A 13188-nucleotide genomic window follows, 5' to 3' on the forward strand; every position below is an offset into this window, starting at 1 on the left:
GTGATTCGATATTTCAATTTAAATTATAAGTATGCACACTGACTCCTTGCGCGGCCGGAAGGTAATTGATTCCATACCAGCACATTTGCAACAGGACAAATGATACTAACAGAATAATCAACGCAGGACGTGCCTTCAATGGCTTGCCCAATCTGAAATGGATATACACCAGATAAGCGAACCAGGTAGCTGCCGCCCAAGTCTCTTTCGGGTCCCAAGCCCAGTAATGTCCCCAGGCTTCTTTTGCCCAGATAGCTCCGGTAAGCATACCTAATGTCATAAATGCCAGACCTACATAGGTGAGGTTGTCACACAAATCCATTTCTTTCCGTTCAATCTCCTTCTTTTTGAACCAAAGCAGATAGACGGCCATCACCGTCGCCGCTCCCAACATAGCATAAGCAAACATATACACAATGACATGAGGGGCAAACCACGGGCTTTGCAAAGCAGGCATTAACGTCTTATTATGAATCTCCGGTTTGAAGATATTGATACAAATAAAGACCAATGAAAGGATACAACTGAAACTTAAAATCCATTTATACTTCCAGCGTGCATAGGTTATCAATCCCGCCAACGGAAGGAAGAAAGAATACCACAGCCGTGTCTCTCCCATTGTCCGCATCGGAGGACGTTCTAATGAAATCCACATTCCGATAATGAAACTGAAGAAAATAGCCAGACCTAAGAAAGTAAATCCATAAGCCCATCCCGTTTTTGTACCTTTCCAGGCAGCAAAAGCTCCCAAAGCCCAACAAACCAGTGCGGCTATTGCAAATAGTATAAAGTATTCCCAACTCATGCTTTGTCCTCCTCTTTCCTCTTTTGTGCGCTGACAAACAGACAGATGGCTCCTGCCATCATCATTATTATTCCTGTGTAAACAACCGGCAACCACGGATCGCGAACCAACTCGAAGACACTGATATCGCTCCATCGTCCCTTTGTTTCATCGTAACTAAGTTGATAAATTTTCCAACCTTCTATCTCCATCGGGCGGTTCACTTCAATGGTTCCTCCCGTGATCGTTCCTTCTTGTGTGTAAATCTTCACTTCCGATACAAATCGCTGCGGTTCCCGTTCCGGCATTACAATACTGGTTAAAGAATCCAGCCGGATTGCCTTATAGGGAAAAAGAAAACTACCGCAACTTACCCATCCCTCTTTGGTTGTTTGATTCTTCTGATTGACTGCTTTCAGATAGACAGCATAAGTCGCTCCCATCGAATGAAATTCAGTAAACTTCAAAGTATCTTCGGTAGCCACAGAAGCAGCCATCGGAATAGATTGCTCAATAGTTAGCTGCCAGTCCTGCAAGCTGCCATTTGTCACTCCCTCTTCCAACAATACATGTACAGGAGATTTTTCGGGAAGCGTACGGCCGGTTTCATTATCAATCAACATCAGTTTCGGAGGATATTCGTCGATAGTGAAATCCTTCAGTTCGATAGCCAGCGGAAGTTCAATCAGTTGACCTTTATCATCCGTAGCCCGCCATTCGGCACTTCCCATCCGGGTTGTCATTTTCAACCTTTGCATATCGGCATTTCCCAAAGTGGCTGTTATCAGTGCAATAAACAATCCGATATGATTCAGTAGGAAAGAAATCCTGCTGATCTTCAAAGAGAAACCGGTGCGAAGGATTGTCAGCCCCAAGGCGGTGACCATCCAAAAGTAGAGCAGGACAAAAGGCCAGGAAGAAATCATCTGCGAAAATCCCAGCAGATCAGCCGGAGCATGACCGGAAGGAGCCTGCCGGATCAGTCCCATCACTACCGTCATGCCGACCACCCACAATAGAGACGAGACAGCAGCGGAATAATGACTCAACCATCCGAATAAATAGACACGTTTGCGAAGAAGGTGCATGGCTACCAAAGCAATGATATAAACCACTAACACAATCACATTGACCGGACAGGCAAACAGGTCCCAATGTATGGCTCCCACTGTCATTTGCAGCAATAGCCCTATCACCAGTAATCCTGCGCCAATCACCAGCCCTTCTTTATAGCTCCACATATATAAATTCTCTTATTTCTGTGCCAGACGGCCGTTTTCTTTCGCTTTCTCCAACCATGCCGGAACAGTTGTTTTCAGGAATTTCTCCTTAGCCGCTCTTTCAGCATCCATATCCAAGCCGATATATTCCTGTGCTTTTGCCTTTGTTGAAATGTCCGGCATCGGAACATCTCCCGTATATCCATTCTTTGCCAATACTTTGGATACAGCCAGACGGGCTTGCATGGCACGATCCAATCCATGAGAAAGAATTCTCTGAATTTCCTGCGGTGCGTGGAAAGAACCTCCGTGTGAAGCTACTCCGAAATCCCAACGCCATTGTGCCTGACGAATCAGTGCGAGCACATCTTTCATCTGTGTTTCTGTAGCACCCTTGTCCCAGGCAAATTTAGCTTCGATATGTGCTTTTGCCAATTCCTGTTCCAGACGGTTACGGATTTCATTCGCTTTACGTTGGCGTTCGTACACATTATTACGTAAAGTCTCTTCACTTTCGCGGTGACAAACCTGACAGGTGCGGTCAATCATAGCCAACGGGCTTTGGATATGGTGATCACTGAATTTCACACCACCTTCACTCTTATACGGCATGTGACAATCGGCACAAGAAACCCCTCTCTGTCCGTGGATACCCATCTGACAAATCTCATAGTCAGGATGCTGCGCTTTCAGAATCGGAGTACGGCTCAATTTATGAATATAATCATAGAAACCGGCCTCATCATAATAAGCCTCCATATCTTCTACCGTAAAACCTTTGTCCCAGGGGAAAGTCAGATACTTACCATCCCCTTTGAAATAATATTCCACATGACATTGTGCACATACCAATGAACGCATCTCCTGCGGAGTAGCTTTAGTGATGTCTTTACCCTGACGTTGGAAAGCCTCTATCAAAGCGGGACGACTGATATGAAGATTCATTGTTTCGGGATCATGACAATCGGAGCATCCGATAGGATTCACAATTTCGGCGCCCATAGCCCCCCATTTATTGTTATAGAAAGAATCGACACCCAATGCCTCCATCATACGGGGAACATCCGGACTCTTACAAGTCCAGCAGGTAGACGGTTGAGGACCTTCAGTCGGGCTCATGGGCGAACCGGTACGCAAAGATGCCGTAATATCCTCAATGGCATGCATGTGTCCCCGTGGAGTGGAATAATCTTTTGAGAAAGCATATCCCGCCCATAGAATCACCATTTCAGGACGTTTTTCCAAAGCATCTACAGCAATATTTCCATTAAATTCACTCTCAAAGTCAGTCTTTGCAGTCTCCGTCCAAGTCTGGTATTCACGGGGAAAGTCATTCTTAAACAGTTCATTTCGTGCTTCAATCCCTTTGATAACGTTTTTACGGTTATTGAAAATGCTGGCAACTTCCGCCCTCCGTTCCATCAACGCAGAAACGCATAATCCCAAAACAAATACAACGACCATTGAACCTCCGAACAACAGCCATCCTTGCCATGATTTTAATTTCTTTTCCATTGTATATCGGTTTTATTATTTTATTACGTATTTCATTTCTTATTTATCTTTCTGATTCACCATCTTCCGGAGCCATTCGGGAACAGGCGATTCCGGAAGAGGAACAATCGCTCCCGGAGTACCGGACAGGGAATTCTTTCCACCATGAGGAACATCACGATGGCAATCCCAGCAAGCCTTCCCCTCTCCTACCTGTGACATCATATAATCAATCTTCCCCGTCTTCACAAATTCTGTATTGAGTTGTGTATGACAGCGGATGCAATTATTCATAATCACTTCGGAACTGGCTTCATGAGCCTGAATGACCTGCGGCTCGCTTTTGGTAAGAAATGCAGCCACGTGCTTCATACCGTCCATACCTTTAAAGGTCCATTTCTTCACAGCATTTTCATGCGGCACATGACAATCATTGCAGGTGGCATTCCGGGCATGTGAACTATGGAACCAGGTTGCATAGTAAGGAGTCATGATGTGACAATTCACGCATGCAGCCGGGTCATCTCCAAGATAGGTATGCGCCCGGAGCATATACATAAACAGTGCTCCTCCACCCACAATAACACCGCCAATGATGACAGCCGCTACCTTCCATTTATAAGAAGGAAAGAGTCGATTTATTATTGGAAACTTCATCATACGAAAAAGTATTTTTCACAAAAGTAAAGGATTGGAAACAAAAAAGGTGTAATATCTATTACACCTTTCGAAAGAAAAAATACTCATTACGTAAAAAAACAGAATGGGAATGTGTCAAACGTCCCTTTTTGACCTCACCTCATTCTTTCTCTATGTATTGTCTTATTCATCATGGTGATGGCCTTCGTCTTCCACCTCATTACTTAATTTGATATTGCGTGCGATATAAGATTCGTTACCTGCGGCATCCGTGCAATAAACCATCAAATGATAATCTCCTGCAGTAGCATTGGCCGGTATTACAATATCGTGATGATGAATATGGGCGGTTTTCTGTCCGGACACATCGTAGGATCTGTTGAAACTAAAATCTACTGTTTCCTGTGCAGCCCTGCTATTACCTCCGTGTGAATGGTGGTCGAAATTACTATGAATTTCAATCTTATAGGATTTCAGCATGACATCATCCGACAAATCCATTTCAAAATGAACCCCATGTTCGTTTCCTATCTCCAAAGCCTGACCTTCTTCCGGTTCGTGAAGTTCAATCAGAGGTTTGGTCGTATCACTGGAGTCATCATTATCACAAGAGGAAAACATGAAAGTAACTGTTGCCAAAAGGCTAATCATTGGGAGATAAAATTTATTTTTCATTTCAGTAATTTTTTAAATGGAACTTTGATTAATATCTGGAAGTTACGTCCCGGTTCGGGGATTTCAACTTTCCTGTAAAAACTAAGATGATTGTAATATCGGGTATCGAATATATTCCGGGCGGTCAGGGTTATTTCAATCTCATTGTTTCCACCTATCGGAATATTCAATGAACCACCCAGATGAAAGAGATTTGCTCCGGCTGTACGGTCTTCGTTACGGTCCACTCTATTTTGCCGGGCAATGCTCTGCCATTCTGCATACAACATATACCGATTCTTTTGCCAGGTTAATGTATTGCGCATAACAGGAGGTGGCGAGAAACTCAATGGAATATGTTCATCACAATTATAGGTGTAAACGTATTCAGCGGAAATCCGATAATTGAAGTTGCGCAGAAAATCAACATCTACGGTAGCTTCAGTTCCTGCAAATAGCGCTTCTGCTCCGGTATAGCGATAGATTTGTCCGGCATGAGGCAATACAGACCACTCTCCGGTAGGACGCAGAAAGATGTAATTGCTGAACCAACTGACAAATGGAGAGACGGAGAAAGAAATTCCCCGGTACTTCAGATGATAAGAAGCGTCCAGTTGCCAGCCTTGTTCGGACTTTAGGTTTGCATCTCCCTGTTCATGGCGGAAAGTGCCGTGATGTACACCGTTGGCAGCCAACTCATTCGCACCGGGCAGGCGGAAACTACGCCCGATATTCACCTTTACCAGATGTTTGTCGGAGGGAGTCCATACCAATCCCAGAGAAAGAGAATAATCACCGTAGTGCTTATTCACAGAGTGACTGTTCCACTTGTAGAAGTCTATCTGTTCCGGATCATAGCCCTGTTTCCGAAGATAATCGGCAAGGTAAGTATCTTCATGCGAAGAGATATTCATATATCCGTAGTCATATCGCACTCCTCCGCTGACTGAAAACACATTGTTGGGTCTGTATGTCGTAAGCCAAAGCATTCCGGTAGTGAAACGGCGATATTCAGGCAGTAAAAACGAATAGCCGGAAATGTCGTTCCGTTGATGTTGTCCATCCCACCCCAATATATGTTCCCACGAAGAAGAACCAATAAAACGAGCTTTCACCGAAGCACTGAAAGTGTTCAGATTAAAAGCAAGTTCCTTGTCGGGGTCTTTCTCCGGTGCGGGTTGCGAACCATAGTGAGTATGGAAAGCACTCCACTCTTCACGGTGATTGTTCTGGAAACCTAAATCGCCTGACAAGATCAGTTTCTCCCATGCATATTGCTGGTGGGTGGTCACTTTCAGGTGATTCACTTTACTGAATGGCAATTCAATATTACGGCTGTCTCCATCATCTTCCACACGTGACGCATCGGGTATGCCATGTGCCCCCGGAAAGAATCCCGTCTTTTGATATACATTACTCACAGCATAATTCGCTTTATAGGCTCTTCGTTGATATTGGGTAAAAAGTCCGATATTGCGTTCAATGCCTGCTGTATTCTTGAGTTTACGCCCATATATGGGAATTCTTTGTGTCAGGTAGACAATAGAATCCGTCGGAATACGATAGTCACCGAAATGTTGTTCCGAATAACGAATATGGGAGTACCAGGCATTCTTCCTGATTCCCAGCATCAGTGATCCTCCGATGGTTCCATTGACTGATTTACCCAGCAGTGTGACATCTCCGAATACACGATTATCAGCAGGAACAGCCGACGGAACAACATCAATCACTCCTCCCATTGCATCACTGCCATAGAGCAGTGAGGAGGGTCCTTTCAATACATTGACTGCTCCGATATTGAAAGCATCCAGTTCTAGTCCGTGATCGGCTCCCCATTGTTGTCCTTCCTGTTTGATTCCGTTTTCCAATACAGCAATCCGGTTGAATCCCATTCCGCGAATCATCGGTTTGGAGAAGCCCGAACCAATATCCATTGCCTGTACTCCGGGAATATTCTCCATCGCCTGCATGAAGTTTCCTGTAAAATGTTTGCGCAAAAAATCCTGATCGGCTACATCAACCGTAAGGGCAGACTTTTTCGCTTGACGTTGCTGGTACGTTTCGGTTACCACAACATCAGGCAAAAGCATGCTCTTGATTGAATCGGATTTCTGTGCATGGACGGATAAGGTTACAAATAGCCCTATTACGCCCGAAATAATTCCGATACGCATCAATTACAATCTTTTATTTAATGTGTAAAATGAATGTAAGGATAGATTGAAAGCCAATCTATCTCCATTGAAAATATGAGTATGTAATCATGCGACCGGAGGCCCGCGTAAATGATGCGAATAAGTTCGTTTGCAAACAACCTTATCCTGGTAAATAATCGGCTCGTAGGGCACGAGCGTCAGTGTGCAATGAAATTCTATCGGTTGAGGTTCAGTAAAGAAAGAAAGGGAGTATTGGCAGATCGCACAATCATCAGATGATTGGTGAGAATGCTTTGCATGGGAACACGACTTTTCATCCTCACTTCCATGATAGTGAAAGGTCTTCACTACAAAGAAGGGAATGAATGTCATGAATAACATCCATGCTATATATACCCTTATATTTTTCTTTTGATACATTCTCCCTCTATTGATTAATAGAATAGCGGGACAAATATAACAGTATGAAAAATAATCAGCAAGTTATACATCTTAATATGTGTTATCAGTAATAGAGTTCACCTCCCTTAATGTCCAAATCTCTTCATATTCATAAGCCTCTCCCGGCTTTAGTTTAACCATAGGACTGTTCGGTTCCATTTCCAAAAATTCATCATTAAAATAAATCATGTTAGGAAAACACACCTGCAAATTATTATCATATTTCCCCTGTGGAACATACTTATTTTGTTTGATATACAAATAATCACTGAACTGATAGAAATACATACCGTTTGTAGTATTTATCCCATATTTCTTTTGTTCGTCTCCTCCGGGAAATGCGGTAAAATAATGATTCTCTACATGAATACGTTCCTGCAGATGATGAGAGGGAATTAATGTATCTGCTGACAATGAAATCTCACTAAATCCCAATGGATATTGTGAATTTGGCATCGCTTCACAATAGTAAATCCCACCGGCAGGCAGTAATGTACGTGTCCAGAAACAATATTCAACCTCCCCATTTGAAATATTAGACATTCGCTGTTTAATATGCAGAACCGGCTGGTTCTCTTCCAAAAAGTAAATCCGCTCCACCTGAATACCCATCGCCTGTGAGGGATGGCTGACCAAGCGCAATTTATCTTCCTCAATAAAGGTTTGATAAGGTCCTGCCCAAATTGAATCATGGATATTCTCCGTTCTACGTTCATTACCGATATCAAATCTACCGGCATCAGGACTTCGTCTTGTTCGTATATAGTTCTCTACAGTCCAACCGTTGATAACAGAATCACTCCACAATATATTATCTCCACGACTCTCTAAGCCGAAATATAGAATTTGTCCGCCATACGTCGGATTAACAATTACGGAAACAGCCCTGTTAGATAGCTTAAGGCAGTTCTCCCACCCTCTGTAAGAAACTGTATCAACCTCCTGAACCGGACGATGTGAACAGGATAAACAGAGAAAAAACAAAAGAATGAATAGTATATATTTCATAAAAGGCCAACCTCTCTTGATTTATTTAAATTCCTTTGGAGAGGATTTGAGAAGTCCTCTCCAAAGGATCATTTTATACCGGAATAATTTCGACAGAGAATGTAGAAGATATTGTTTTATTAAGCCAGATTACGAGGCTTCCTCCTACTTTATCACTCAAATAGTCACTATCAGACACCAACGTCTTTCCACCAACCTTGACCGTTACATTTCCGCTTCCGGTCCAATTATCAATTCTAAATACAGGATTCTTCACTGCGCCGGTAGGGTTACAAGTAAACTGACAACTTCCTGTACCTGTCGTTTTCATCAAAACCATCTCCCGTTTGGAATACCCTGTTACATCTGGATTATAAGAAACTCCGTTCAGATTCGTCGGGCTTCCCATATACAGCCATCCTCTTGTATACGCATCTATATCAGAAGCCGCATCAGGTTGATTGATACCCAACAGCATCAAATATACTCTATATTTATTTCCATCCGAATTAATCTGATAAGCAGTATTCCAGGAAACGTCCCCTTTAGCCTCCACGCCAATCAATGAAGAATGAGAGACCTGTGACGGCCAGGTAGCCGTTGACTTATCATAATCCCCATAACGGGCATTTAAATAGGGTTGTTTATCTACCGGCCAATGAGACATCTGATAATTTATATCATGCCAGGTCAAGTCATTCTCAATCGGCAACGGAGAGACTTCCGGACGTTCAGGAGTATAAGAGAAAACAGAAAAAGCATCAGGAGCATTATTTAAATGAGCAGTATAGATTTGCTCTTTCCAGTTTTTCACATTCTGGTTGACTTCATCAAATGGTTTAGCCGGATAAAGATCATACCGGTTGCCTGAAAGATTAGAAATACTAAAAGCCGGTTGTTTCACATGATCTGACGGAATGGATGAACTGCCGGAAATAACCATGGGCTCACTCAACTCATGATAGCGATAATAAGCCTGTCCCGCCTGTTTCTGAATATACTCGATGCGTCTCACGCCTACTCCGTCAGCATAGAAAGTATAATACTCGTCTACTTCCGGATATATCCCGTCAGGATAAGGAGCCTTATAATCCGGATTTACCAACGCATAATGGTACTTAACCACTTTCCTTACTTTATTATTCTCTATGATATCCACTTTCGCATGCGCCAACAAACGATCCGACATTGGCTCGAAGCATCCTTTACTCAAATCCGACCATGTTTCAGCAAACTCATAACAATAAAGCAATTCGTTATTCATGTGCCAAGCAGGTACAAAGTTTGCCTCCGACCAGAAAACAAATTGTCTGTTTTGTGCAGCAGCCGGGCAATGTTTCGGATTGAAACTGATTACCGTCGCATCCCCCGGAAAGCCAGCCCATGTAAAATTACGCTGTTTTACATCAAATTCCGGAGAGGACTCCACGACATCTTCAGCCGAAAACTCTTCAAAACGAATATCTGAAAAGTTGACTTCTGTCGAGTTTTCATTACCATTCCTGACTATCGGACAAATAAAATAGTTCTGTCCCTGTCCTCCCCAATCTTTCGATTGAGCAAGTTCAATCCAGTTCTCATGAAATTTCCCATCAATTTCTTTTCCAACACTCACATAAAAATGAAAGAAACCGGATATCTTATTCCTGATGATACGTGCCTTACCTGTAGAAGCTGTAAAAGGAACAGAAAAATAGCTATTATTGAGAGGTATGGAATAACGGAAAGAATAATCATTTTTATTTATCTTCTTCGTATTATCCAAAACGTTATCTATTCCGTCCTGACGATCCAATACCCGTACGGTCGACACACCGGATTCTGTACACACACTCACCGAAGTATAATTATTGAAATCCGGTTTCCCGTTCTTCTCCCGGACAATAGCCAAGCCAAAGTTAGTTGTTTTATCAGCTGTTACCTCCGCAATAAAATGTCCCTGCGCAATCTGTGGTAGACAAACACCATAAGTAGAATTCTTCCCGTTTAACCCTATTTTTACAGAGGAACCGGAAACATCAAAACGACCATTAGCCCCTATCGTTAAAGCGACAGGCTGATACTCCGTAACCACAGGAGGAGCCGGTTTTTCTTCTGGATTAACCGGCATATAGGGATCATCCAAAGTGCAAGCTATCAGGCTGGAAAGCAGACAAGCTGCCAATATATTATTCATTATCTTCTTCATTTTTATTATGTATTAATAGGTCCGATTGAGATATACATTTCACAATCAATTGACTTGATTTACCGAGAGATATTTCAATTGCTTCTCAAAAGCCGCCGCTGAAAGATGAGTCTTCACCTGAACCACTTCCTCTTTTCCCGGTATCAGCGTTACGTAATTCTGCTCAAAGAAACTTTCATCGTCATCTACATAAAGATAAAGCCCTCTAATCAGTGCAGAAGAACGAAGCCGTAAATTGACTCCTTCATTGGTCTTCTCCACCGTTATAATAGGAGCCACCTTTGAATAAGTATACTGATTGGAGTAGACCGGATAATGGATGTTCGAAGAAACAGTTTTACCATTTTCATTCAACGTCACATAAATGAAAACTTCGTTCTCTTTCTTACCTCCATAAAGTTCCGTAGTTGTTATCGAAGCCACATCTTCACACCCATTAGCACCCAAATCAAATGAAACTTTCTTTGAGAACACCGTCTGTCCCTCCAAAGTCAGAGTCGTTATCTCCAACTCTCCTTTCATCTTTTGCAAACGATCGGAAATGGCCTTGAATACGACTTGTTTTCCGGAAGCATAAGGAGAAACCAATACCTCGTCATATGCATCGCGGGCATAATACTGTAAAGCCTTCCATCTGCCACAATAATCAATACTTGACCACGAAGCTACCGGCCAACAATCATTAATCTGCCAATAAAGTGTTCCCATACAGTAGGGTTTTGCACGACGATGAGCTTCAATTCCAATCTTCACCGCCTCCGCCTGCAAATACTGGCTCATATAAACAAATGCACTAAAATCATCGGGAACTTTAAAATATTTCTCCATATACATCTTCATCATATTATTCCCGAAATTCGGATCACGAGTCTGGTCATTGCGGGCACGCTGATGAGACAACATAACTTCCGAATCCAAACGCAAATCATGTTCACTTGCAAAACGACGGATGGTGCGCATCTCCGGATAAGACTGAAAACCATACTCACTCATAAAGCGACCTATGTTTTTAGCTTCCGTGTACTCTTCAAGCCATCCTCCTTTCCAGACAGACCAGAAGTGTACATCTCCCATATTATAATCTATATTATTATAGCCGGTCACAGGAGATGTCGGGTGATAATACCTCGTTTCATCCACAGCCTGTATCGCTTCCGGAATTACGTCATAAAAGAGTTTATGCAGATTACTCTGATAAATTCTGTCTTCTTCGGGCGTATAACGATCTTTCCATCCCCATCCGAAATATGAAATCTCATTTTCATTGTTTCCGTTCCAGAGTGCAATGCAAGGATGATTACGCAAGCGTTTTACATTATCCTTCACTTCCTCGGCCACGCTATTCAAATAATGCTCGTCAGCGGGGAACATGCCACAGGCAAACATCATATCCTGCCAGACAAGAATACCGTATTTGTCACACATTTCATAAAACGCATCCATCTCATAAATACCTCCACCCCAAATACGCAACATATTCATATTCACATCAGCTGCCGACTTGATGATATATTCGTACCAACTTTCAGGCACCCTGTTCGGAAAATTATCCAAAGGAATATAATTGGCTCCTTTCATAAAGACCGCTTTTCCATTCAGCTTCACAAACATTGACTGCCCCTGTTCATCTTTTTCACGAACTATTTCCAATGTACGGATACCCGTCTTTACACGGTCTGTCACCTTACGTCCTTCTTTATCCAATACAATATCGAAATCATACATCCGGGGATTGCCTAATCCGTTAGTCCACCATAATTCAGGATTCTTCACTTCGAAGTCTACCCGTACCGTGTTCATCCCTTTAGTTAATGCTACTTGTTTACGAACAGCCTCTTTCTTATCATATTCCACTGTAAACGTTGCCTTCGTATCCTCATCACTCATCACCGTACAAACAGCCTCCATCTTCGCTTTTCCCGACTCCAGTTTCCGGGTAATAATTTGAGTTCCATCGATATGGATATCATCCCAGTATTCCAGATAAACATCTCTCCAGATACCGGTAGTAATCAAACGAGGGCCCCAGTCCCATCCATAATTATATCCGGCTTTGCGGGCATAAAGGCTTAACATAATATCCGACTGATCATTATTAGGCCATGCCTGCAACTGGAAAGGAGACGCCAGGTACTTAGGCATATCCACCTTAAATATAGAATGGAAATAGATGCGGATAGTATTCTCCCCTTTCTTCAAATAAGGAAGAGGATTCAAAGTCCATGTACGAAACATATTGTCACACTTCATCACTAGATAATCATTGATATAAATATCGGCATACGTATCAAGTCCGGCAAAAACTAGCTGTACATTGGGCGCTTGAAGCAGAGCCTCATCTACTATGAAAGTCTTTTTATATTCCCAATCCTTTTCTCCAATCCATTGCAGGGATTTCTCATTCACTCCGTAAAACGGGTCCTTTATCATACGATTATTCATCAAATCGGTATGTACGGCTCCGGGCACTTGTGCCGGGAGCCAATTTTGAGATATAGATTGCTTGAACTGCCATTCATCATTCAGACTGATCCGGCTTTTGTTTTTCGCCGTAACAGGTATCAAACAGGTAAATAACATAAGCAATAATATATATTGAATCTTTTTATGCATAATACAAAT

10 protein-coding genes are annotated in these 13188 nt (G+C 42.5%); all 10 read right to left on the reverse strand.

What is annotated here, in order from left to right; genetic code table 11:
• Nucleotides 1–13 precede the first annotated feature (13 nt).
• The 10 genes from Bovatus_RS07100 to Bovatus_RS07145 all read right to left on the reverse strand — a co-directional run bounded on the left by Bovatus_RS07100 (nt 14) and on the right by Bovatus_RS07145 (nt 13179).
• On the reverse strand, nt 14–805 hold the full coding sequence (locus Bovatus_RS07100) for a cytochrome c biogenesis protein (RefSeq protein WP_004297090.1): 792 nt from the start codon (nt 803–805) through the stop codon (nt 14–16).
• Nucleotides 802–2025 carry a cytochrome c biogenesis protein ResB gene (locus Bovatus_RS07105; protein WP_004297091.1) on the reverse strand — a complete coding sequence of 408 codons (1224 nt, stop codon included), beginning with the start codon at nt 2023–2025 and terminating at the stop codon, nt 802–804. The genes Bovatus_RS07100 and Bovatus_RS07105 overlap by 4 nt, the downstream gene beginning before the upstream one ends.
• A gap of 12 nt (nt 2026–2037) precedes the next feature.
• Nucleotides 2038–3519 (reverse strand): ammonia-forming cytochrome c nitrite reductase, encoded by a 1482-nt coding sequence (nrfA, locus tag Bovatus_RS07110; RefSeq protein ID WP_004297092.1) that lies wholly within the window; start codon nt 3517–3519, stop codon nt 2038–2040.
• Nucleotides 3520–3558: 39 nt separating this feature from the next.
• Nucleotides 3559–4158, reverse strand: a complete 600-nt coding sequence (gene nrfH, locus Bovatus_RS07115) for a cytochrome c nitrite reductase small subunit (RefSeq protein ID WP_004297093.1) — start codon at nt 4156–4158, stop codon at nt 3559–3561.
• A 162-nt stretch (nt 4159–4320) separates the two neighbouring features.
• The gene (locus Bovatus_RS07120) at nt 4321–4812 is read right to left on the reverse strand and encodes a DUF4625 domain-containing protein (RefSeq protein ID WP_004297094.1); all 492 of its coding nucleotides are present in this window, start codon (nt 4810–4812) and stop codon (nt 4321–4323) included.
• Nucleotides 4809–6968: a TonB-dependent receptor gene (locus Bovatus_RS07125; protein WP_004297095.1), complete on the reverse strand. Its 2160-nt coding sequence runs from the start codon at nt 6966–6968 to the stop codon at nt 4809–4811. Before Bovatus_RS07125 ends, Bovatus_RS07120 begins: the two co-directional genes overlap by 4 nt.
• Nucleotides 6969–7055: 87 nt before the next feature.
• On the reverse strand, nt 7056–7370 hold the full coding sequence (locus Bovatus_RS25815) for a hypothetical protein (RefSeq protein WP_004297096.1): 315 nt from the start codon (nt 7368–7370) through the stop codon (nt 7056–7058).
• Between the two features lie 72 nt (nt 7371–7442).
• Nucleotides 7443–8399 (reverse strand): hypothetical protein, encoded by a 957-nt coding sequence (locus Bovatus_RS07135; RefSeq protein ID WP_004297097.1) that lies wholly within the window; start codon nt 8397–8399, stop codon nt 7443–7445.
• 73 nt (nt 8400–8472) lie between these two features.
• Nucleotides 8473–10566 (reverse strand): hypothetical protein, encoded by a 2094-nt coding sequence (locus tag Bovatus_RS07140; RefSeq protein WP_004297098.1) that lies wholly within the window; start codon nt 10564–10566, stop codon nt 8473–8475.
• A gap of 45 nt (nt 10567–10611) precedes the next feature.
• Complete coding sequence (locus Bovatus_RS07145; RefSeq protein ID WP_004297099.1) at nt 10612–13179, reverse strand: beta-mannosidase; 2568 nt, start codon at nt 13177–13179, stop codon at nt 10612–10614.
• Nucleotides 13180–13188 lie beyond the last annotated feature (9 nt).

It is taken from the genome of Bacteroides ovatus (genome assembly GCF_001314995.1).
GTDB lineage: Bacteria > Bacteroidota > Bacteroidia > Bacteroidales > Bacteroidaceae > Bacteroides > Bacteroides ovatus.